At 30.0% G+C, this 22840-nt stretch carries 20 protein-coding genes and 1 tRNA gene; 13 read left to right on the plus strand and 8 right to left on the minus strand.

All coding sequences use genetic code 11. From position 1 onward, the window contains the following. Window positions 1-162 precede the first annotated feature (162 nt). Window positions 163-1254 carry an endospore germination permease gene (locus CLLI_RS05285; RefSeq protein WP_106063193.1) on the minus strand — a complete coding sequence of 364 codons (1092 nt, stop codon included), beginning with the start codon at window positions 1252-1254 and terminating at the stop codon, window positions 163-165. A gap of 111 nt (window positions 1255-1365) precedes the next feature. Here CLLI_RS05285 and CLLI_RS05290 point away from each other — a divergent pair, with 111 nt between their 5' ends. From CLLI_RS05290 to CLLI_RS05305, 4 genes are all read left to right on the plus strand, one after another. Further along, a complete protein-coding gene (locus CLLI_RS05290) occupies window positions 1366-2778 on the plus strand; it encodes a spore germination protein (protein ID WP_106063194.1) in 1413 nt (470 codons plus the stop codon). Further along, window positions 2759-3868: a Ger(x)C family spore germination protein gene (locus tag CLLI_RS05295; protein WP_106063195.1), complete on the plus strand. Its 1110-nt coding sequence runs from the start codon at window positions 2759-2761 to the stop codon at window positions 3866-3868. Before CLLI_RS05290 ends, CLLI_RS05295 begins: the two co-directional genes overlap by 20 nt. 112 nt (window positions 3869-3980) lie before the next feature. Beyond that, a complete protein-coding gene (locus CLLI_RS05300; protein ID WP_106063196.1) occupies window positions 3981-5126 on the plus strand; it encodes an AlbA family DNA-binding domain-containing protein in 1146 nt (381 codons plus the stop codon). Window positions 5127-5288: 162 nt separating this feature from the next. Beyond that, entirely contained in the window at window positions 5289-5708 is a 420-nt protein-coding gene (locus CLLI_RS05305) for a hypothetical protein (protein ID WP_106063197.1), read from the plus strand. An 87-nt stretch (window positions 5709-5795) separates the two neighbouring features. On the opposite strand, the gene CLLI_RS05310 is transcribed toward CLLI_RS05305, so the two are convergent. Further along, complete coding sequence (locus tag CLLI_RS05310; RefSeq protein WP_106063198.1) at window positions 5796-6623, minus strand: RMD1 family protein; 828 nt, start codon at window positions 6621-6623, stop codon at window positions 5796-5798. A 162-nt stretch (window positions 6624-6785) separates the two neighbouring features. Between CLLI_RS05310 and tyrS the strand changes: the two genes are divergently transcribed. Beyond that, window positions 6786-8006, plus strand: a complete 1221-nt coding sequence (tyrS, locus tag CLLI_RS05315) for a tyrosine--tRNA ligase (RefSeq protein ID WP_106063199.1) — start codon at window positions 6786-6788, stop codon at window positions 8004-8006. Between the two features lie 270 nt (window positions 8007-8276). On the opposite strand, the gene rimI is transcribed toward tyrS, so the two are convergent. From rimI to CLLI_RS05335, 4 genes are all read right to left on the minus strand, one after another. Continuing rightward, entirely contained in the window at window positions 8277-8732 is a 456-nt protein-coding gene (rimI, locus tag CLLI_RS05320; protein WP_106063200.1) for a ribosomal protein S18-alanine N-acetyltransferase, read from the minus strand. Further along, window positions 8725-9438 (minus strand): tRNA (adenosine(37)-N6)-threonylcarbamoyltransferase complex dimerization subunit type 1 TsaB, encoded by a 714-nt coding sequence (gene tsaB, locus CLLI_RS05325; RefSeq protein ID WP_106063201.1) that lies wholly within the window; start codon window positions 9436-9438, stop codon window positions 8725-8727. The genes rimI and tsaB overlap by 8 nt, the downstream gene beginning before the upstream one ends. After that, window positions 9435-9893 carry a tRNA (adenosine(37)-N6)-threonylcarbamoyltransferase complex ATPase subunit type 1 TsaE gene (gene tsaE, locus CLLI_RS05330; protein ID WP_106063202.1) on the minus strand — a complete coding sequence of 153 codons (459 nt, stop codon included), beginning with the start codon at window positions 9891-9893 and terminating at the stop codon, window positions 9435-9437. The genes tsaB and tsaE overlap by 4 nt, the downstream gene beginning before the upstream one ends. A gap of 88 nt (window positions 9894-9981) precedes the next feature. Next, a complete protein-coding gene (locus tag CLLI_RS05335; protein WP_106063203.1) occupies window positions 9982-11238 on the minus strand; it encodes an HD-GYP domain-containing protein in 1257 nt (418 codons plus the stop codon). Window positions 11239-11372: 134 nt separating this feature from the next. Here CLLI_RS05335 and CLLI_RS05340 point away from each other — a divergent pair, with 134 nt between their 5' ends. Together CLLI_RS05340 and CLLI_RS05345 are read left to right on the plus strand one after the other, a co-directional pair. After that, window positions 11373-12296, plus strand: coding sequence for a metal ABC transporter substrate-binding protein (locus tag CLLI_RS05340; RefSeq protein WP_242975534.1), 924 nt, complete (start codon window positions 11373-11375; stop codon window positions 12294-12296). A 39-nt stretch (window positions 12297-12335) separates the two neighbouring features. Beyond that, window positions 12336-12411, plus strand: a tRNA-Trp gene (locus tag CLLI_RS05345). A 44-nt stretch (window positions 12412-12455) separates the two neighbouring features. On the opposite strand, the gene CLLI_RS14830 is transcribed toward CLLI_RS05345, so the two are convergent. After that, complete coding sequence (locus CLLI_RS14830; protein WP_106063204.1) at window positions 12456-13364, minus strand: L,D-transpeptidase family protein; 909 nt, start codon at window positions 13362-13364, stop codon at window positions 12456-12458. 333 nt (window positions 13365-13697) lie between these two features. On the opposite strand from CLLI_RS14830, the gene CLLI_RS05355 reads away from it, so the two are divergent. Further along, window positions 13698-14963, plus strand: coding sequence for an NAD(P)/FAD-dependent oxidoreductase (locus CLLI_RS05355; RefSeq protein ID WP_106063205.1), 1266 nt, complete (start codon window positions 13698-13700; stop codon window positions 14961-14963). 58 nt (window positions 14964-15021) lie between these two features. Here CLLI_RS05355 and CLLI_RS05360 read toward each other — a convergent pair whose 3' ends face one another. Next, on the minus strand, window positions 15022-15642 hold the full coding sequence (locus CLLI_RS05360; protein ID WP_106063206.1) for a RusA family crossover junction endodeoxyribonuclease: 621 nt from the start codon (window positions 15640-15642) through the stop codon (window positions 15022-15024). A 280-nt stretch (window positions 15643-15922) separates the two neighbouring features. On the opposite strand from CLLI_RS05360, the gene tsaD reads away from it, so the two are divergent. The 5 genes from tsaD to CLLI_RS05385 all read left to right on the plus strand — a co-directional run bounded on the left by tsaD (window position 15923) and on the right by CLLI_RS05385 (window position 22792). Further along, complete coding sequence (tsaD, locus tag CLLI_RS05365) at window positions 15923-16948, plus strand: tRNA (adenosine(37)-N6)-threonylcarbamoyltransferase complex transferase subunit TsaD (protein WP_106063207.1); 1026 nt, start codon at window positions 15923-15925, stop codon at window positions 16946-16948. A gap of 60 nt (window positions 16949-17008) precedes the next feature. Beyond that, the gene (locus tag CLLI_RS05370) at window positions 17009-18163 is read left to right on the plus strand and encodes a CdaR family transcriptional regulator (RefSeq protein WP_207655080.1); all 1155 of its coding nucleotides are present in this window, start codon (window positions 17009-17011) and stop codon (window positions 18161-18163) included. Between the two features lie 125 nt (window positions 18164-18288). Beyond that, complete coding sequence (locus CLLI_RS05375; RefSeq protein WP_106063208.1) at window positions 18289-19431, plus strand: glycerate kinase family protein; 1143 nt, start codon at window positions 18289-18291, stop codon at window positions 19429-19431. Between the two features lie 17 nt (window positions 19432-19448). Further along, window positions 19449-20798, plus strand: coding sequence for a GntP family permease (locus CLLI_RS05380; RefSeq protein WP_106063209.1), 1350 nt, complete (start codon window positions 19449-19451; stop codon window positions 20796-20798). 416 nt (window positions 20799-21214) lie between these two features. Next, entirely contained in the window at window positions 21215-22792 is a 1578-nt protein-coding gene (locus CLLI_RS05385; protein WP_106063210.1) for an ABC transporter substrate-binding protein, read from the plus strand. Window positions 22793-22840: the final 48 nt, after the last annotated feature.

A 22840-nucleotide genomic window follows, 5' to 3' on the forward strand; every position in this document is an offset into this window, starting at 1 on the left:
TTGTATAGTAATATCAACTTACATTATAATGGATTTTTTATGTATGTGGGAGATACTTTTTGTATCTCCTTTTAATTTTTTAAGCAGTAATTATTACTACTTTTGCCTACTAAAATTATACTCTAAGGTTTCAAAAAATTGGACGAATAATCTGTAATAATTTTATGATCTTTGGCATGATTTTGCAGCATTTTTATTTTTAAAATAAAATATAGTGATTACCATAAAGGGTACTATGAGAAAGTTTGCAAATGAAATGTATGAATATATGTTTAAAAATTTAAGGAATACAAGTAAATTTTCTGCAACACAATAGGTTATTAAGAAAGTTAATACACTTATTATATATATTAGATATTTGTTCTTTAGATTTATATTTGTAAGGCATTTAATGACTAGATGAAGCACGAGAATGTACTTAATATACCATCCTCCTACAGTTTGCAGCATAACAAAAAATTCACCACTTTCAATAAATCTCCAATAACTAACCAATTGTGTCTGCAGAAGTTTAGGATAGGGAAATCTAACTGCCCTTTCCAATTGGAAAGTAGCAAGAATGCCTATTACTGATATTATCTGCATTTGTATAACAAATAAAAAACCTATTAAACTATGTTTAAGAAGTTTATCCTTTTTTTCTATATGTTCCATATATAAAAAGCATATAGTTATATGGCCATATAGTCCTAGAATTTTTATTATAGAAATTAAGAAACCACTTGTGATACCATTTTCAAATATAGGAAGTAAATTTTCATAGTGCTTATAAGTGCTAGTTAATATAAATAGATTAATTCCTGCTAAAGTCATTAATATCATTCCTATTATAGTAAGGGATAGTATGCTCCTAGTACCCTTTTTTACGCAATATATGGCAGGAAAAATTAAGAATATCAATAAGTACCATATAGGGGATTCTAACAATAGATTAGTATGCATTGCACTTGATTCTACCCCTGCACATTCAACTAGTGTTAAGAATAGAGATAATATAAAGAATGTATATAATATGTTCCCTAGGATTTTCCCTAATGCGTTACAATACATATAATGAAGATTATAGCAATTAGTTTTTTGGAAAACCTTTAAAGCAAATATAAAATAAATTAATATTATGGCAGAAGATATAATCATAGCAATCCAAGAATCTCTGCCGCTATTGTATATATAAATTGTAGGGTAGGTTTTCAAGGAAACTACGGTAAAAGCAATAATTATAAAAATAAATTGCTGTGAAGTTATTTTATTCATGAACTCACCTTTCTCTTATACCTCGTGTGTTGGCAAATATTTATACTATAATTATTTACCATATAATGAATAATATTCGCCCATGAACAAACAATATAATGGGTGAGGAATATGAGTGAATATATAAAATTTATAAAAGAGAAACTAGATAAAAATATGGATGTGAAGTATAGGGAAATTAATACTGCCAGTGGTATAGTACATGTTATATTTGTAGATGCTTTATGCGACTCAAAGTTCATAAGCGAGTATATTGTTTCTCCTATAACTATAAATAGAAATTTTATTGTCAATATAGATAATATAAAATCCGAGATACTAGAAGCTAATTCTATAGGAGAGGTAAAAGATTTTAATGATGGTATAATACATCTCCTTTCTGGAGATGCGTTGATTGTATTTGAAAACTATAATAAAGTAATTTTTTGTGAGGCAAAGGGGTTTAGCAAAAGATCTATAGAAGTTCCAGTTACTGAGAATGTAATAAAAGGACCAAGGGAAGGATTTGTTGAAAACTTTGTGGACAATATAGCATTGATAAGGAGAAAAATAAAAAACCCTAATTTAAAATTTGAAAACTTCACATTAGGTAAAAAGTCAAATACAGTGGTAATTATGACCTATATAAAAGATGTTGCACAAGAGGATCTATTAGATAGAATAAGGAATAAGCTGAAAAGTATAGACATAGAATTTTTGTTAGATAGCAACTATATAGAAGAACAATTTAAGGAAAGTCGTACATTTTTTGATACAGTGGGATATAGTGAAAAACCAGATATAGTAGCTTCTAAAATACTTGAGGGACGTGTAGGCATAATAGTAGACGGCACAGCTTTTGTTATAACTATGCCACATTTTTTTATAGAAAATTTTCAAATGGCGGATGATTATTATTTAAACAAATATTATTCAAATGCTACTAGAGTTTTGAGAGAAATATGTTTTTTTATTGCGCTGTTTTTGCCAGGGTTATACATAGCTTTTACTACTTACCATTTTTCATTGATACCCTCAGTTTTTGTATTTAGATTAGCAGTATCAAGGGCAGGAGTTCCTTTTCCTACCATAGTAGAAATATATTTAATGATGTTTTTCTTTGGAATATTAAGAGAGGCAGGGATTAGATTACCTCAACCAGTAGGTCAGGCCATGAGTATTGTAGGGGCTTTAATATTAGGAGATTCAGCAGTTGGAGCTGGATTAGCTTCACAAGTAGGAATAATAATAGTTGCTCTTTCATCTATTTCTTCTTTTTTAGTACCTAAGTTATATTCTGTAATTATAGCATGGAGTCCATTAATAATTTTATTTGCCTCATTACTTGGATTGCCGGGGTTTTATATAATAACCATTACTTTTATTGCACATGTAGCTAGTTTAGAATCTGTAGGATATCCTTATTTATATCCTTTAGGCACATGGCAAATTTTTAAGTTTAAGGATATTCTTATTAGGGGCGATCTTGGAAATATATCAAAAAATATTGGTGAGGATCATAATAATGAAAAAAATAATGTTTAGTTTAATATTAAGTATGTGTTTGCTGTTTAATGGATGTTATAATTACAGGGATATCAATAAGGTGATATTTGCAACAAGTTTAATAATAGATATAGATGAACAAAGTAATCCAATATTATATATGGAAACTTTTAAGCCTTATAGAAGTGCTACCAGTGGATCTGATAAGGGAGAGAGAATCGTTTACAAAGGTAAGGGCAAGACTGTTTTTGAAGCTCTAAGGGATATGGGGTTATCTTCAAGTTACAAGATTAATGGTACTCAATGTAAAGCTATAATATTTACAGAAAAAGCTGCAGCCTATGGCATAGACAATTTTATAGATTTTTTTGATAGAGATCAGGAATTCCTTATAAGGCAATATATTGCAATATTTGAAGGAGATGTGGAAAGGTTAGCAAAAATTAAAATGAAATCTGAAGAGTATGTAGGAATATTCTTAACGGATCTTATGAGCAATATAGGAACTGCATCAAGATCTATAGAACTAAGTATAAATGATTATTTAAATAAAAGACTTGAACCACCTTATGCTACTGTACTGACAGTGCTGAAAATAAATGATGATCAGATTGAGGATATACTTAGCATAGATGGGGGTGCAATAATTAAAGATGATAAGTTTGTTGACAGACTACCCCAAAATGAAAGCCAAGGATACAATTTTATTATAAATAAAGTGAAAAGTGGTACTTTAGAAATACCTAATCCTGAAGAAGATAATAAATTTGTCGCCTTGGAAATACGCTCTAGCAAAACAAAGACAAAGTTGGATTATAACGGTAATACTTTAAAATATAAAAAAATTATAAAAGTAAGAACAACCCTTGGGGAAGCTCAAAAAAGTGTTTCCTTAACTAATGAGGAAATAGATAAAATAACTAAAAGGGCGGAAAAAAATATTGAAGTGGCATGTAAAGATGTGTTTAATAAATATAAAAATAGGGATCTTGATATCTTTGATGTACAAAAAGATTTCCATAAGAAATATCCCAAAAAAGATTCTAAAGATATATTTAAGGACACAGAAATAGAAGTGGAGGCACATGTATATTTGGAGGGTTCATCCAATAAACTTAACTTTAGATAAAAGCAAAGGGGCTTTGTTAACAGGGATGGATTTGATTACTGTGTATTTGTTATAATATTACTATTATGTTTCATATAATATAACTAACTAATTAGGGATGAGGGTATAGCATATGGATAAAAAAAGGCTTTTTAACTTAATAAAAAAAGGTGAAGGAACCAAAGTTGACTATAAACAAAAGATAGATTTAGAAATGGAAAGCAGCAGAAAAGAATTAGCTAAAGATATATGTGCTATAGCTAATTCTAAAGGGGGAAGAGGATATCTTATAATAGGAATAGAAGATAAAACAAAGAAGATTGTTGGCATAGAAGGAAAAAAGTATAGTGAAGAACAACTTCAACAAATAGTAAGTTCAAGATGTGAGCCTCCAATTCCTGTATCTTTAGAATTCATTAATTTTGACAATAAGGAACTAGCTGTGATCAATATATATGATGGACCTCAAAAACCGTATCAATCAAGAGAAAATGGTGCTTTCTATATAAGGAGAGGCTCAACTACAGATACTATGAGGAAAGAAGAAATAATTTCTGCACTGCAAGAAAATTTAAATTTAAATTTGGAATTATGCCCTATAGTTAAAAGTGATATGAGCTGCGTAAATATGAAATTAGTTCATAAATATTTTAACTTAAAAGGTATAGATGTAGATGATAACAATATAATAAGTTTTGCAGAAAATGCCTCTATTATAACTTTTGATAAGGATTCTAATAGGTACATGGTAACCTTAGGAGGTCTTTTGGTATTTTCAGATATAAATAGTTTATATGTACCACATAATATGATAAGGATTATTAATAAAATAAATAAAAACTTTAAAGAAAATATAATAATTCAAGGTAATTTACTTTCAATGCTGGATAATTGTGAGGATATTTTAAAAAAGATATTGCCTAAGACCTATCCTGTAAATGGGATTTTTGAGGGGTTAAGAAATGCAGTACTATATAGAGATTATACTTTATATTATAAAGAAATTGAAATAATATTAAATTACAACAGCATTATGCTTATCAGCCCAGGAGCACTTATGAATGGAAAGAATTTAAACTCATCTCAATATCTTAAAAGAAACATGTGGATATACGAAAAGCTAATAACTATGGATAGTGAGGAAAGGTTTGTAAATACCGGTAGGGGATTTTTTAGGATGAAGAGATATTTTAAGGGCAAGGGAAGATTAACCTTTGTAAATTCCATAAAAGAAAATAGTTTTAAAATTATCTATCCAGGAATAAGTTTATTCAAGTGATTATAATGTTTATTTTAATTCTACTAAAATAATTGTAGATTATTGTTTTAAAATAATAGAATTTAGGTTATGTTTTAACCAAAGGTTATATTGAAAAAAAATTCAGAATATTATATAATTTATATAATAGGTATCCTAAAAAATAAAGTTAGGGGTGGTAACATGATTCAAGTACTTTGTGACCAAAGAGGAGCAGGAAAGACAAAGGCATTAATAGATATGGCAAACAACAAGGTGGGCACTAGTAAGGGGCATGTAATTTTTATTGATGATGACAAAAGAGCTTTGTTTGAGTTACACAGAGATATTAGGTTCATTACTACTTGTGATTATAATTTAAAAAACTATGAGGGTTTTTATGGGTTTTTGTGCGGCATACTTTCTGCAGATTATGATATTGATACCATTTTTATTGATGGGTTGTTTAATATTGTAAACCTAGATGTAGAGGATGCGGCACATTTGTTTTATAAGTTAGAGAAATTAGAAGAGGAGTATGATGTAGACTTTTATATAAGTGCAAATGAAGAGGAAGAAATTCCTGAATGTATGAAAAAATATATAAATTTAGTATGTGCTTGATGAAAAGGTTCAATTAAGGGGAAAATAATGTTTTATTTATATAGATCAAATATGTAACAATAAAAGCTGGGTATGGTTACCCAGCTTTTAAAAAAGCTTATAGAAAAATTCTATTAACGATATTACAAGCTCAAACAATATGAGAATTATTACCATTACCTCTAGTTTGGTTCCTCTTCTTTCATGACTTAAAGAAGCAAATACATCAGTAATATCTCTTAACAATTCTGTTTTATGGACTATTTTTTCATACCTTTCCTTTATTTCAAAGAATGAAATAAGTTCCATAAAGAACTGCTCTATATCTTCATTTTCCCAAGCAGCCTTTGGTTTATCTAATAACATAAGATAGGATAGAGTATTATATTTAAATCTTAAAACATTAGCAGAAGTTTTTGCTAATTGCTCATCAGACATGTTAAATTTACCGCTATATAAGGAATTAATTATATTTTCAATACTATCTAAAACTTTATCTATATCTATTTCAATTTTTCTAAGAGAAGTAGATTTTGCTAAAACCAAGGATATTATATCGAGGTAATAAGGCTTAAATTCGTTTGCAGTCATTAAATCATTGTAAAGAGAGTAGTCATAATCAGAGCTTATTTCTAATTTATATTCATCTACATAATCACTAGTAATACTGTTTTTAAGGGAATTATCAATATTCTTTATGTAATTTATTATATCTTGTATTTCATGATATTCCATATTGATACATACCATGGAACCAAAATGATATAGATAAACAAATTTATTATCTGTCTCTTTTATTATTCCGTTTAATTTATTGTCTGTAAGTACTAAGGGATCTTCCCACTTAAATTTAGTCGTAATACCAAAATGAGCAGCTATATTATTTAAAATTATTTCATTTGCTAAAACCAAAGACCTAAAACTCCAGCTCTGCATAAAGATGCCTCCTTTCTAAATACATAGACATATGTAATTTTATCACACTTATAAATATAAATGTATAAAAGGTTGATAAAAAAATAGTTTATTAATATACTATAATTATATTATTATTAATTTACATATTTATAGAATTTTATTTATTTGGAGGTAATAAAAATGGGTAATGTATATGACATATTAGTGGAGCGTGGATACATAAAACAGTTGACTCACCAAGAAGAAATAAAAGAATTATTGAATAATGAAAAGATTACATTTTATATAGGGTTTGATCCAACAGCAGATAGTTTGCATATTGGGCATTTCTTACCGCTTATGATGATGGCACACATGCAGAGGGCAGGTCATAGACCAATAGCATTGGTTGGAGGGGGAACTGTTATGATAGGCGACCCTAGCGGCAAAACAGATATGAGAAAAATGTTGGATAAAGAAACCATAGAAAAAAATGTTGCATGTATAAAAAATCAACTTTCAAGATTTATAGATTTTGATGATGGTAAAGCTATACTTGCAAATAATTCAGATTGGCTTTCAAAACTTAACTATATTGAATTTATAAGGGATATAGGCGTACATTTTTCAGTAAATAAAATGCTTACAGCTGAATGTTTTAAACAAAGATTAGAAAAGGGATTATCATTTTTAGAATTTAACTATATGCTGATGCAGGGATATGACTTTTTGGAGTTAAACAGAAGATATGGGTGCATTATGGAATTAGGTGGAGATGATCAATGGTCTAATATGTTAGCAGGAGCAGATTTAATAAGAAGAAAAGAAGGAAAACCTGCCTTTGCCATGACATGTAATTTACTTACTAACAGTGAAGGCAAGAAGATGGGCAAAACTGAAAAAGGTGCATTATGGCTAGACAAAAAAAAGACTACTCCTTATGAGTTCTATCAGTACTGGAGAAATGTAGATGATGCAGATGTAGAAAAATGTTTAGCACTTTTAACTTTCTTGCCTATGGAAGAAGTAAGAAGATTAGGATCCCTTCAAGGCTCAGAAATTAATGAAGCAAAAAAAGTACTCGCATATGAAGTTACAAAATTAATTCATGGCGAAGAAGAAGCTACCAGGGCAAAAGAAGCATCAGAAGCTTTATTTGGCAGTGGAGCAGATATGAGCAATGTTCCTACGGCTTCTATTACAAAAGACAAATTAAATGCATCTATATTAGATGTACTTGTAGAAACAAAAATATTGTCATCTAAAGGAGAAGGCAGAAGATTAGTACAACAGGGTGGTTTAAGTGTAAATGATGAAAAAGTTACAGATGCAAGTATGATCATAACTGGAGAAAATTTCATAGATGGCAGCATGATGGTGAAAAGAGGAAAGAAAAATTATAATAGAATAGTATTAGAATAAAAAAATTACCTGGGTAATTTTTTTAATTGACAATTGACAATTGACAGTGGACAGTTAATGAGAACATTTTTTAAATAATAAAGAATAAATAATAAAGAATAGATAAGGAAACCTTGCCTAAAGGTAATGGTGAAGTTTTATTTTGGAATTCCAATTTAAAACTTTTCATAATGTTAATGGAGAAAAGTTATCCATATTTATTATTTATTCTTTAGCATTTATAATTTAATCTTTTGTCCTCTGTCAACTATAAAAAGTGCCTCGCACTTTTTATATATAGTGTTTCCACATAATTAAAGCATCTTCGCCATTATCTGCATAATACCTTTTTCTTATGCCTTCTTCTATAAAGTTAAAGCTTTTGTATAGACTTATAGCTACTATATTTGATGTCCTCACTTCTAAGGTCATATGTTGTACAGAGTTAGCTTTACATGCTTCTATAAGATCATCCAAAATAAGTGTTGCTACTCCTGTGTTTCTAAATTCCGGATGAACTGCTATATTTGTAATATGACCCTCATCAAGTATAACCCATACCCCTCCATAACCTATTACTGTATTGTCTTTTATAGCTACTAAATAAATAGCTTGATCATTTTCCATAATCTCCTTTTTTATGGACTCTTTGCTCCAGGATATTGGAAAGCTTAAGGTGCTTATTATAAACATTTCATCAATATGATATAAACTGGCTTTACATGTTTGTATTTCATCATTAATCATTTATATCATGACCTCTCTTAGCTTCATATTCTCTTTCTGCTTGGGACTTTCTAAGGTACATTGGAGCAAATCCATATATATCTTCTTTTAATCCATTTTCAAGCAGATTTAGTCCAATTTCGCCCAAGGAGGAAGCCTTAACAAGATTTAAACTTAATGGAGCAAAATATGAATTATGTAACTTCTCCTTTATCAATTTATGAAACTTTAAAACACCATCACCTATGAAAGTAACCTTTTCATTATATTTAATTAATATATCTGTTAATTCATCAATGGAGATTAGAGAATAATCCATTAATTTTTCTAAAGAACAATTATTAAATCTATATACAGCTGCATAAACGTTATTCCTTAGAGCATCCAATATAGGGCAAATAATTCCATCAGTATATGCCAAGTTATAAGCAAGAGCATCTAAGGAAGAAACAGATATAAAAGGTTTTCCGGTTCCCTGGCTTAATCCTTTTATTGTTGCAGCACCAATTCTAAGTCCGGTAAAAGAGCCGGGACCTTTAGATACAACAAAGCCATCAATATCACAGATTTTTAAATTTAAATTTTTTAAAAGATAATCAATCATATTCATAAGAATAATGGAGTGCTGCTTTTTATAGTTAAAGGTTATTTCTCCTAATAATCGTTCATCTTCAATAATGGCACAAGTGGCTGACTCTGTAGCTGAGTCCAAACTTAATATCTTCATAGTTTAATCTCCTTTATGTAGTTATATCTTTCTCCAAACTTTGTTAATGTTATTTTTCTTAAATTTTCATTTTCACTGTTTATTTTTTCTAAGGTTATAGTTAAATGTTCATCTGGAATAAGTTCCTCTATATAGTTAGCCCATTCTATTACACTTACTCCATTGTTAAATATATATTCATCAAAACCTATTGCTGCTATTTCATCGGGATCATTAACCCTATATACATCAAAATGATAAAACTTTAATCTACCTTCATATTCGTTAACAATATTAAAAGTGGGGCTTGTTATATGTTCTTTTATGCCAAGGCCCTCAGCTATACCCTTTGTAAGATGAGTTTTACCTGTTCCTAGATCTCCTATAAGACAAATTATATCACCAGGATTAGTTAATTTGCCTATTTGTCGCCCAATATTTATAGTTTGTTCTATATCTTCTACAAAGAATTCCATTTAATGACCTACCTTCTAATTTAATATTATACACATATTTTATCCAAAAAAGCTAAAAAAGAAAAGGTAACTTTAAATTACCTTAACTTTACAATTCATTTTTATCTACATAACCTATGGCCCCTTTTAAGTAACCCACAGTTTTCCCGCATATAAAATTATCATTTACCATTTCATACATGATAGAAAAAGTTTTTTCATTACTCAATCCTTTTCTATAAGGTCTATCTTCTGTTAAAGCCTGATATATATCACATATAGCCATAATTCTTGATTCTTCAGAAAGATCCTTACTAGATAAAGCTCGAGGATATCCTTTACCATTTAATTTTTCATGATGATTAGAAGCCCATTCACTTATATCTGGTATATCTTCTATTCTATCTAGTATTATTTTCGTATAATATACATGAGATTTAATAATTGAAAATTCATCTGCGGATAAGGAAGAATTTTTATCTAATATTCTAGAAGGAATGGCCAATTTACCAATGTCATGCAATAATCCTGCAATTCTCATTTTTACACACTTTTCTTCTGGATAATTTAAATATTTAGATACCTCGTAAGCCAAATTTGATATATTACGAGAGTGTTTTGCAGTAAATTTACTTTTATTATCTATTATTTCTGAAAACATATAAGCTATCTTCTCAAAGTCTTCAATATCTAAATATGTGTTTAAATTAGGACATATACTATCTAATATAAAGTCCATGGAAAGTGTATTGTCTAGATTAAACCAAAAGTTGTCCCTTTGGCAGCAATCTAAAAAAGCTTCAACTAATTGAGGAGAAAAAATTTTCCCACAATGGCCTTTTACCCAGCTAATTATTTTATCTTTTTGTTTAAATGAGGGAAGCTTTTCTGAGTAAAGCAGTTCTACCAAATCAGCAAGTCTAATTATTTGACTTTCTATAGGTATATTATCACCTGATATTTTCATAGCACCAGTACCATCAATATTTTCATGATGGTAAAGAATTACATCAGAGAGACCACCAAAAAAGGGAAAATTCTTAGTGGTATTAGCCCCTATTACACAGTGTTCATGTATAAATGTATTAGATGAATGGCTTATACTTAGAAAATTGGCAGCACCTATATCGTGCAGTAAAGAAGCAATATAAACTAATTTCTGTTTATCTTCAGGTAAATTAAGTTTAGAAGCTATCTCAACAGATATATATGCTGTTCTTTGAGCATGATGAATAAATTTGTGTTCGGAATAATTTATATTTGTAACGTCTTCTATAATGTTATTTGATTCATTAAGTGAACTCATTTCAGATAAATCTAAAGCTATGGATATAGAGCGTATTACTTTGTCAAGATTAATTTCCATATTTATACCTCGCTTATGTAAAATGTTAAATATATCTTACCATAATTTATAGTATTAATAAATAATAGTTTGCATTACATAATTCAATTATGTAAAATATATATAAATGTGTGTATTTGTAAGAGGTGAAATACTTGAAAAAAAGTTTATATATATTAGTGCTATGTCTTGTTCTATCATGTTTTACTATGCTATTTTCTGCTTGTGCCAATAAAGATAATAATGAAACCATGGAAAAAGTAAATATGGACATTAAAAAGAATAATGAAGTAAATTTGAACATTATGGTAACAGATAAATTTCTATATTTTATGACTAAAAATATTGTAAATGATAAACACTTTGTTCAATATATGTTTAAAAATAAAGAAGAAGAATTTAACTATATTTACTCTGAAGATAGTTTGAATAATATTAGTAAACAGGATTTATTTATATATAATGGAGCGGGATTGGAGCCATGGATTAATGAATTTTTGGATAAATTAAATAAAAGTAAAGTTGGAGTCATAAACATTTCTAGAGGGATAAATTTATTATCCTATAATAAACAAGTAAAATATAAGAATTTAGTTTTGAAAAATAATCCATATTATTGGCTTAATATAGATAATTACAAAATAGCTTTATTAAATATAAAAAATTCTATACAGGATAAAGACCCAAGAAATAGAGATTATTATGAAAAGAATTTTTCTAATAAATTGAAGGAACTGGAAGGTTATGAAAAGAGGTTCAAAGAGATAGGAAATAAGTTTAAGAATTATACTATGCTTTATAGTGAAGATGATCTAGAGTATCTTATAAGATATTCTAATATGAAAGTTACTAAATTAACAGGCGGTGAAAGTGATGAATATTTAGAAGAGAAAATAAAGGATACTAAGAATATAGTTTTCCTATACAGTAATGATGAAGAATTAAAGAAGAATGAGGAGTTATTAAAAAAATATAATGTTAAAACAGTAAAATTGATAGTATATCAAGAAAATATGGATTATATAAATATATTAAAATATAATATTAATAACTTAGAAGCTATTTTAAAAAATAGTTGACCATTATAATACCCTGTGGTATAATTAGAAAAGTAATGAAGGGGTATAGCTCAATTGGTAGAGTAGCGGTCTCCAAAACCGTTGGTTCAGTGTTCGAGTCACTGTACCCCTGCCATAGGGAGAGCCAGTAACTATAAAGGTTACTGGCTTTTTTTATATTTATTTTTGAGTTACTCCCCAAGAATTTAAGTCCTTTGTGGTGCCAATCCACACCGGAGAATTTATAGGTATATAATCATATAATTCCTCTACATCGGTATTTATCATACGTATACATCCTAAAGAGGCGTTAGTACCTATAGACCAGGGATTGTTGTTACCGTGTATACCATATATAGAGCCTCCTTTTATAGAAAGACCAAGCCATCTCTTACCTAAAGGATTCTCAGCAATTCCTCCGGGAACAGTTTTACCTGCCTTGGAATTGTACCAAGCTGGGTTAACTATTTTTGTAGCTATAGAGAATTTTCCTTCAGGAGTGAAGGAAGGGTTACTACCTGCGGCTATAGGATATTTTTTATAGATATTTTTATCATAATATACAGTAAGAATTCTAGTATCTTTATTTATAATAATGCAATACCCATTGGCAAAATTTTTAGGCAATACATCTATAGCTTTTTTCTTTTCCTTCATAAGAAGATTTGTGGTTTCAGGACCAATAATTCCATCAACTATGATATTTTGAGAACTTTGAAACCTTAATACAGCATTTCTAAAGTTAATATTTTCATCTTTAAATTCTACTTTATAAAATCCAAGTTCTTTTAATTTTTTAAAAAAGTCCTCATATTTGTAGTCAGGTTTTTCTGAGATAGGAGCTTCTTTTTTATCTTTAGAGATTTCTGCTTCTTTCTTTTCTTCATTATTTATATTTTCTTTTTTAGTGCTGTCAAATTTATTATTTTTATCTGGAGTAGGACTTACTAAAAGGATTTCTTCATTGTTACTAGTTGTATTATCATGGCTTTTAGAAAGGCTCTTGTAACTTACTTTAAAGGCTCCATAAAAACATAATAGTAAAGCTAGTGATATAGAGGTTAAATATAAGAAAAATTTTTTAAACATTATTAGTCCCCCTTCCCTGGTATGTATACGAAATTTTTGTGGCTATATTACTATATGAATATTATTCCAATATAGTGCTATTGCATGAAAATAATTTTAGCTAAATGTTATTTTAAGGTTTATATACCTTGCTGTAAGAAAGGAAATAAAAAATTCGCTAATTTAAGTAACCATGAAAGAAAGAAACTTATAAAAGAGAATCCTTCCTATGGTAGAATTATACGTAGATGCGAAACTGAAAAATGCCTAATGAAATAACTAAGTTTGGAAGAGAGTCTAATTTATTGATTGGGGAAAAAATAAAGAAAATATTTAAGTTATGGAGGGGTTTAAATGCAAGAATATGATATAGTTATTATCGGTGGAGGGCCTGCAGGTCTTGCAGCAGCTATTTCCGCAAAGAAAGGAGGTATAGATAATATATTGATTTTGGAAAGAGAAAGTGTATTGGGCGGAATACTAAATCAATGTATTCATAATGGCTTTGGATTGCATATTTTTAAAGAAGAGTTAACAGGTCCAGAGTACGCTGAAAGATATATAAAGAAAGCTTTAGAAATGAAAATACCATATAAACTTAATACTATGGTAATTGATTTAAATGCAGATAAGGTTATAACCGCAGTAAGTGAAAAGGATGGAATAATAGAAATAAAGGCAAAGTCCGTAATTCTAGCTATGGGATGCAGAGAAAGACCTAGGGGAGCATTAAATATTCCAGGAAGTAGATGTGCAGGTATTTTTACAGCAGGTACTGCTCAAAAATTTATAAATATAGAAGGCTATATGCCAGGTAAAGAGGTAGTAGTTTTGGGGTCTGGTGATATAGGGCTTATTATGGCTAGAAGAATGACACTTGAGGGGGCAAAAGTAAAAGCAGTAGTGGAATTAATGCCTTATTCTAGTGGCCTTAAGAGAAACATTGTGCAGTGTTTAGACGATTTTAATATTCCATTAAGGTTAAGTCATACTGTTATAGATATAAAGGGTAAAGATAGATTAGAGGGAGTTACTATAGCAGAGGTTGATGAAAATAGAAAGCCTATAAAGGGAACAGAAGAATATGTTACCTGTGATACATTACTCTTATCTGTAGGACTTATACCAGAAAATGAGCTGTCTAGAAAAGCAAATATAAAGCTTTCTAAAGTTACTAATGGACCTATAGTAAATGAGAGCTTAGAGACAGATGTGGAAGGAATATTTGCTTGTGGTAATGTGCTTCATGTTCATGACCTTGTAGATAATGTGAGTTTAGAGAGTCATATGGCAGGGAAAAATGCAGCTAGATATATAAAGGGAATGAATTTTAATAATAAGGAAACTGCTATAGAAATAGTAGCTGAAGATGGGGTAAGATATACAGTTCCCAAATATATAAATCCTGATAATGTGGAAGGTTTCATACAAGTAAGATTTAGAGTTGGAAATGTATATAAGGGCAATTATGTTTCTGTGTATTTTGATGATAACAGGGAATTTCACATAAAGAAGGGAATTCTTACTCCAGGAGAGATGGAAGAGGTTAGGGTTACCAAGGCAATGTTAGAAAAGTATCCTCAATGCAAGAAAATTACTTTTAAAGTAGAGGGGGATTAAATATTATGGAAGTTAGAAATATAAGAAAAAAGTGTAATTAACTAAATTTTAGGGAGTGCTAAAAAAGTTTTTTTAAACACTCCCTGCATATTTTTATAGTGCCATTGTTTGCAGAAATGGATTCTTTATCTTTAATGACTTTACCACATATATTACAGCAAGTTTTTGTTGAGTCTTCCTTAAGTTTTTTTTCTTTTTTTAAAAGGTTATTTTTTCTATTTGCCGGAGCATCATACTCTATAGCTATATCTTCTTTTTCCTTTTGGTTAACACAATAGTTAATTTCGTAAGAACTTTCGCCGAAGAGTTCTAATTCAAATCTAGGATTCTCTTTATCATAAAATTCCTCTATTATAATTTTTCTAATTTGAGCATCATTGACTATTAATCCACTTTTCTCTATGCCATCAAATATGCTTTTTGTAATATTACTAGTATCTGGATGCCTCTTTTCACTTTTATAATATACTTTTAAAATAGCTATTAATGCTTGGGATAAAACTATATTTGGATTTTGAGATCTAGCTTCATAGGCTATCTCTTCCTCATAAATAGCATACCTATCATGATACTTCCCGGAATTATAGGGCAAAATAGCTCTACCATTTGAATTGAATAATTTAAAATTGGATTTTGATATAGGAGAACCTTTTACTATAACCTTTGCATAATTTTTCATATAAACCACCCTTTAAAAAATTACAAAGTAATTTTTTAGTTGACAGTTGACAGAGGACAATTGTCAACTGTCAATTTTAAAATTGCCCTGCATTTTTATGTTATCAATTTATTATAGCATTATTATTCACTTTTTACTTTTAACTTAATAAAGTAACATTGCTAATAAAAGATTAATAAAGTATAATTGTTTTGTCAAATATATATGGAAATAATAAAAAAATGTTAATATTGTTTATAATATAAAATAATAATGTGGATAAGTAAGAGAGGTAAAGATTATGGAAAAGGATATAAAAATACTAGCTATAGAAAGCAGCTGCGATGAAACAGCTGCGGCAGTAGTAGTAAATGGAAGACAGGTTTTATCGAATATAATTGCATCTCAAATAGATATACATAAAAAGTTTGGTGGAGTAGTGCCTGAGGTGGCCTCAAGAAAACATATAGAAGCAATTAGTGCTGTAGTTCAAGAAGCTTTGGACAGTGCAAAATTATCTTTGCAGGATATAGATGCTGTGGGAGTTACTTATGGACCAGGACTTGTAGGGGCATTATTAGTTGGACTTCAATATGCCAAAGGGCTTGCTTACGCTATAGATAAACCTTTAATAGGTGTAAATCATATAGAGGGGCATATAAGTGCTAATTTTATTCAGTATAAGGAATTAGAGCCTCCTTTTGTTTGCTTAGTGGTATCCGGTGGTCATACTTTTATAGTATATATGAAGGACTATGGTGATTTCGAAGTTATGGGGGAAACAAGGGATGATGCTGCAGGAGAAGCTTATGATAAAGTTGCTAGGGCTATAGGTCTTGGATACCCAGGAGGACCTAAAATAGATAAGTTAGCTAAAGAAGGAAATGATGAAGCTATAAAATTTCCTAGAGCGAATTTTCATGATGATAGTTCTTTAGATTTTTCCTTCAGTGGAGTTAAATCAGCGGTATTAAATTATTTAAATAATATGAAAATGAAAGATGAGAAAATAAATAAGGCAGATGTAGCTGCATCCTTCCAGAAAGCAGTAGTGGATTTTTTGGTAGATAATGCAATAAAGGCATGCAAAATAAAAAGAGTAGATAAAATTGCAGTAGCAGGTGGAGTTGCTTCAAACTCATGTCTTAGAAATACACTTATAAAAGAAGGGGAAAAGGTAGGTGTAAAGGTACTTTTTCCTGAACCCATATTATGCACTGATAATGCAGCTATGATTGGGAGTGCAGCTTATTTTGAATTGTTAAAAGGAAGAACGGCCAGCTTGGATTTAAATGCTATACCTAATTTGAAACTTGGAGAAAGATAGATAATAATAGGAGAATGTCTTAATTAAAAGACATTCTCCTTAGCTATATAAGGAGGATTTATGGGTAATATGATAATTTCTAATAGGGATTCTCAAAAAATAGTCGATAGACTTATAAAAATATTAGGTAAGAATATAAATATGATGAATAAGGATGGATTAATAATAGCATCTGGAGATAGTGATAGAATAAATACAATCCATGAGGTGGCTAGAATAGCGGCTGTTGATATGACAGAAGTTATAGTAACTAAGAAAGATGTGAAAAAATATAAAGGGTGTAAAATAGGTGTTAATTTACCCTTGTATTACAATGGTGAGGTTATTGGGGTTGTAGGAATAACTGGAGATCCTAAAGAAGTTAAAGGGTATGGGTTAATAGTCAAAGAATTAGTAGAGCTCATGATACAAGAAAATGAAAGACAAAAGATGGAATTGTTTCAATCAAGGGCAAAAAGAAGTTTTGCTAAAGAATTAATAAAGAAGCATGATAATATAGATTTAAATCTATTAGAGCATAGAGCTAAACTTGTAGATTTTAATTTACATAAGGAAAGAAATGTAATAGTAATGAGTATAAATGATTTCTCTCAATATATTATAGATAATAAACTTGATGAAGTTATGGTACAGGAGCTAAAAGAAAACATTACCAGTGTAATTTCAGGCATTATATGTAGTGATGATATTGCATTTAATTTTAAAGAACAAATATTTGTATTAATAAAAGGCAAGGAAGAAAACATCTATAGTTATTGTGAGGACATATATAAAATTTTATTAGACGAGTTTGGAATAAGTATGTGTATAGGAATAGGAGGAGAGTGTAAAGCTGTTGAAGATTATGCTCAATCATATTTGCAAGCATGCAGAGTTATAGATATTGGTAAAAGAGTAAATAAAACTAAAAATATATATTTTATAAAGGATTATAAATTACAATTGCTTTTGGAAAGCATTAGAGAAGAAGATAAAAAAGAATTTTTAAATGGATTGGACAAGATCATATTGAATAAAAAAAATGCTGAAATAATAAATACCATTAAAATATATTTTGAAAATGGAATGAATATCAATAGGGCTGCAGAAAAATTATATGTTCATAGAAACACTGTTATATATAGAATGAATAAAGCTAAGGAGATTTTTAATATGGATATAAGTAAACCTTATGAATGTATGATAATATATCTATCCATAAATCTATTATTATAAGATTTATGCATTTAGTACAAAAAAGCAATGGCTTTAGTATGTAAATATTATCTAAATTATATATTTTATATATATTTAATAGGTAATATAATTAAATTAAGAAAATCGTAGTAGGTGATATAGATATGAACATTGTAATAGCTCCAGATTCTTTTAAAGGGAGTTTAACAGCAAGTGAAGTATGTAATTGTGTAGAAAAGGGAATAAAAAAGGTTATTAGTGACGCGAACATTGTAAAGGTTCCTATGGCAGATGGTGGTGAAGGAACTGTACAATCCTTAGTAGATGCTACATTAGGAAGAATAGTAAAGAAAAGGGTTAAAGGACCTTTACTAGAAGAAGTAGAAGCTTTTTATGGTATTTTAGGTGATGGGAAAACTGCTGTGATTGAAATGGCAGCGGCATCAGGATTAACCCTAATAGAAGAGAACGAAAGAAATCCTTTAAAGACAACAACATATGGTACTGGAGAACTTATCAAAGATGCTGTTGATAAAGGATGTAGTAAAATTATTATTGGCATAGGTGGCAGTGCAACCAATGATGGCGGTACAGGAATGGCCATGGCATTAGGGGCTAAGTTTTTGAATAAAAATGGAGAAAGCATAGGATTTGGTGGAGGAGAATTAGCTAATATAGATAAAATAGATTTGACTTCATTTAACTCGTTATTAAAAAATGTAACAATAATAGCAGCTTGTGATGTAGATAATCCTTTGTGTGGGGAAAAAGGAGCTTCCTATGTTTATGGACCCCAAAAGGGTGCTACAAAAGACATGGTAGAAATACTAGATAAAAATTTATTACATTATGGAAAATTGTTAGAAAAGAAGTTTAATAAAGGTATAATTGATTATCCTGGAGCTGGTGCAGCAGGTGGATTAGGAGCAGGATTATTAGTGTTTTTAGATGCCCAGCTAAAGAGAGGAATTGATATAGTTATAGAAGTGACTGAATTAGAGAAAAAGGTAAGTCAGGCTGATTTAGTTATAACAGGAGAAGGCAATATAGATTTTCAAACTTCCTTTGGGAAAACACCATATGGTGTAGCTAAAATATCGAAAAAATATAATAAGCCGGTAATTGCTATTGCTGGGGGTATAGGTGATGGTGCAGAGGAATTATATAATAAAGGCATTGATAGTATATTTTCTATAGTAGACAGACCTTTATCCCTTGAAGAAGCAATAAGGAATGGTGCAGAACTTGTAGAGAACACAGTAGAGAGAATTATTAGGCTTATTAATATTTCTAAAAATATATTTTAAGGAGGGTATTATCAAAAATGGAAGGACCTTTATTAGTATTATCATTATTTTTAGCCATTATATTTATTGTACTTGCTACTTCTAAATTTAAATTACATCCATTTTTATCTTTGATAATAGCTGCATATGGTTTAGCTTTTGCAGCAGGTGTTCCATCTAATAAAATAGCTGATATGATATCAAAGGGTTTTGGGGGAACATTAACAAGTATAGGTATAGTAATAATAGCAGGATGTATAATAGGAACTATATTAGAAAAATCAGGGGCAGCCTTAAAAATGGCTGATACTGTAATAAAAGTAGTAGGGGAAAAAAGACCTACTGTAGCAATGAGTATAATAGGTTATATTGTATCAATACCAGTTTTCTGTGATTCTGGATTTGTAATTTTATCTTCACTAAATAAAACTTTGGCAAAGAAAACAAAAACTTCTTATGTGGCTATGTCGGTGGCATTATCTACGGGATTATATGCTACTCATACATTAGTACCACCAACTCCTGGACCAATAGCAGCAGCAGCTAATTTAAAGTTGGACAATCTGTTGTTAGTAATAGGAGTAGGAATGTTAGCTGCTATACCTGCAGCTATAGCAGGAAATATATTTGCAAACAAAGTAGCTTCTAAATATGAAGCAGTAAATTATAAAGATGATAATGAAACATATGAAGATGAGATTAAAAAACATGGTAAATTGCCAAGTACATGGGATTCTTTTGCACCTATTGTTCTTCCTATTATTTTCATGGCAGTTGGTTCTATTGCTAGTTTCCCTGGCAATCCTCTTGGTACAGGTTTAGTTAAAAATATATGCGTATTTTTAGGCGTTCCAATGAATGCACTGCTTATAGGTGTAATATTTGCATTTAAATTATTACCTAAATTTGATGAGGAAACTTTATCAGGCTGGATAGGAGAATCACTTAAAGATGCGGCTGTAATATTAGTAGTAACAGCAGCTGGTGGTGCACTTGGAAATGTAATTAAAGAAATTAAAGTTGGGGAATACATTGGTATGTCATTAAAGAGCTTGAATATAGGTATATTTCTGCCATTTATAATATCAGCTGCTTTAAAGACAGCTCAAGGATCATCTACAGTTGCACTGGTTACAACCTCTGCCCTTGTGTTTCCATTATTACCTTCATTAGGTTTTACAAGTGAGATTGCTAAGGCTTTAGTTGTAGCAGCTATAGGAGCGGGAGCTATGACTGTATCTCATGCAAATGATAGTTTCTTCTGGGTAGTAGCACAATTTGGAGGAATGGATATAAAAACTGCGTATAAAACGCAAACCCTTGCTACTTTAGTTGAGGGTGTTGTAGCAATGATAACTGTATTTATATTATCCCTTATATTACTTTAAAAAAAGTTCAAGCTTTTAGGGGCTTGGACTTTTAATTTTAATAAGTAATCTTTCAAGGAGATACAAGTGTAGCTTTATGAAGTGCATAGTAATATTAAGGAATAAGTACTATGGATTAAAAAGGAATAGATGAAATTGATTACATGGTCTCTCAAAAATGAATTTTGCAAAATAGAAAATTGCAAGGTTCATTTTTTTACCTTATAATGGATAGAAAGTAGTAAAAAGTGGAGCTTATTCACTGAAATATATTATTTAAAAATTAAATAATCCACTGTAAATGCTTAACATAGCAGCATAATTGCTATGGAAATGATTATTAACTTTAAAATCAAGAAATTTCAAAAATGGGGATTTTGAAATTGCAGATTTTCATTGTGTATTGCAAAATTTAAAAAATTGAAGGGGGCTATAAAATGAAAAAGAAAGTTCTTGCACTGATTATGTCTACGATAGTTACATCTACATTATTTCTCACAGGCTGTGGAGGTGGAGCAAATAAGCCTGCTAACAGCACATCTCAAAATGCCGCTAAAACTCTTATATATGCACAAGGATCCGATCCTAGAGGCCTAGATCCGGCTTATGTTGATGATGGAGAATCTGCCAAAGTAATTGTCAACGTGTATGAAGGACTACTTAAATATAAAGATGGGTCTACTGAACTGGAGCCATGCCTTGCTAAAAGTTGGGACATCAGTAAGGACGGAAAAGAATATACTTTTAAACTAAGAGAAGGGGTAAAGTTTCATGATGGAACTCCTTTTAACGCGGATGCTGTAAAGTATAATATTGAGAGACAATTGCCTCCAAATGTAAAAGAAGATATGCCTTATGCATCATTTACTTTTGGAGAAGTTCAAAAAGTTGAAAAAATAGATGACTATACAGTCAAGATTATATTAAAACAACCATATACTCCGTTTTTGGCCAATTTAGCTATGTGTCTCGCAGCTCCTATGGCAAGCCCAGAAGCAATAAAGAAAAATAATGGCAATATAAATGAAGCTCCTGTAGGTACAGGCCCATTCAAGTTTGTATCATGGAAAAAAGGAGAAGCTATAACTCTTGAAAAGAATAATGACTATTGGGGAGATAAGGCGAAAGTTGATAAGGTAATATTTAAAATTACAAAGGAAAATTCCGTTCGTGCCAGTGAGCTTATGACAGGTTCTATAGATATTATGGATGGGGTTGATCCTAATGATGTTCAAAAAATTAAAGATAGTAAAATGAATATATTTAATGAAAAAGGTATGAATATAAATTATATGGCATTTAATTGTTCAAGAGCTCCATTTAATGATGCTAAATTAAGACAAGCAATATGTTATGCCATAAATAGAGAAGAACTTGTTAAATATTTATATCAGGGATTTGCAGATGTGGCCTATACTGCACTGCCATCCTTCATACCTGGTTTCAATGATAAAATAAAATCTTATGAATACAATCCAGAAAAGGCTAAGCAGCTGCTAAAGGAAGCTGGAAAGGAAAATCTACAAATAAAAATGATTGCATATTCAAATCCAAGACCATATAATCCTGTAAATGGGCAAAAATTGGCTGAGTCTATACAAAATTACCTATCTAAGGTAGGGATAAAGGCAACAATTGATGTATATCCTTGGAAAGAGTATAAAGAGAAAATTGCTCAAGGAGAAGGAGACATATTATTCTATGGTTGGACTGGAGATAATGGAGATGCGGACAATTTCTTATCATTATTTGACTCAAAGGAAATTAAATCTACTTTAAATTCTGCAAAATATAGTAATCCTAAAGTTGATGAATTATTAGCCAAAGGCAGAAAAACTCCAAATGGAGAAGAGCGAAATAATATCTATAAACAGATCCAGGATATAGTAGATAAGGATGCTCCATGGCTTACTATTTCCTATGCAAAGGATATGGCAGCTTACTCACCAAAGGTAAAGAACTTTAAGATTCATCCAACTGGAGTTGCATTCCTAAAGGATGTAGATAAAGAATAATAGTTATTAAGAAAGGCCCCGTTTTATAACGGGGTTTCTATTCATACA

Origin of the sequence: Clostridium liquoris, from assembly GCF_002995785.1 — a bacterium.
Taxonomy (GTDB): domain Bacteria; phylum Bacillota; class Clostridia; order Clostridiales; family Clostridiaceae; genus Clostridium_AO; species Clostridium_AO liquoris.

Coding starts and splice junctions, on each gene's coding strand:
- CLLI_RS05285 (WP_106063193.1), bottom strand. CDS start 1,254: ATGAATAAAATAACTTCACAGCAATTTATTTTTATAATTATTGCTTTT.
- CLLI_RS05290 (WP_106063194.1), top strand. CDS start 1,366: ATGAGTGAATATATAAAATTTATAAAAGAGAAACTAGATAAAAATATG.
- CLLI_RS05295 (WP_106063195.1), top strand. CDS start 2,759: ATGAAAAAAATAATGTTTAGTTTAATATTAAGTATGTGTTTGCTGTTT.
- CLLI_RS05300 (WP_106063196.1), top strand. CDS start 3,981: ATGGATAAAAAAAGGCTTTTTAACTTAATAAAAAAAGGTGAAGGAACC.
- CLLI_RS05305 (WP_106063197.1), top strand. CDS start 5,289: ATGATTCAAGTACTTTGTGACCAAAGAGGAGCAGGAAAGACAAAGGCA.
- CLLI_RS05310 (WP_106063198.1), bottom strand. CDS start 6,623: ATGCAGAGCTGGAGTTTTAGGTCTTTGGTTTTAGCAAATGAAATAATT.
- tyrS (WP_106063199.1), top strand. CDS start 6,786: ATGGGTAATGTATATGACATATTAGTGGAGCGTGGATACATAAAACAG.
- rimI (WP_106063200.1), bottom strand. CDS start 8,732: ATGATTAATGATGAAATACAAACATGTAAAGCCAGTTTATATCATATT.
- tsaB (WP_106063201.1), bottom strand. CDS start 9,438: ATGAAGATATTAAGTTTGGACTCAGCTACAGAGTCAGCCACTTGTGCC.
- tsaE (WP_106063202.1), bottom strand. CDS start 9,893: ATGGAATTCTTTGTAGAAGATATAGAACAAACTATAAATATTGGGCGA.
- CLLI_RS05335 (WP_106063203.1), bottom strand. CDS start 11,238: ATGGAAATTAATCTTGACAAAGTAATACGCTCTATATCCATAGCTTTA.
- CLLI_RS14830 (WP_106063204.1), bottom strand. CDS start 13,364: ATGTTTAAAAAATTTTTCTTATATTTAACCTCTATATCACTAGCTTTA.
- CLLI_RS05355 (WP_106063205.1), top strand. CDS start 13,698: ATGCAAGAATATGATATAGTTATTATCGGTGGAGGGCCTGCAGGTCTT.
- CLLI_RS05360 (WP_106063206.1), bottom strand. CDS start 15,642: ATGAAAAATTATGCAAAGGTTATAGTAAAAGGTTCTCCTATATCAAAA.
- tsaD (WP_106063207.1), top strand. CDS start 15,923: ATGGAAAAGGATATAAAAATACTAGCTATAGAAAGCAGCTGCGATGAA.
- CLLI_RS05370 (WP_207655080.1), top strand. CDS start 17,009: ATGGGTAATATGATAATTTCTAATAGGGATTCTCAAAAAATAGTCGAT.
- CLLI_RS05375 (WP_106063208.1), top strand. CDS start 18,289: ATGAACATTGTAATAGCTCCAGATTCTTTTAAAGGGAGTTTAACAGCA.
- CLLI_RS05380 (WP_106063209.1), top strand. CDS start 19,449: ATGGAAGGACCTTTATTAGTATTATCATTATTTTTAGCCATTATATTT.
- CLLI_RS05385 (WP_106063210.1), top strand. CDS start 21,215: ATGAAAAAGAAAGTTCTTGCACTGATTATGTCTACGATAGTTACATCT.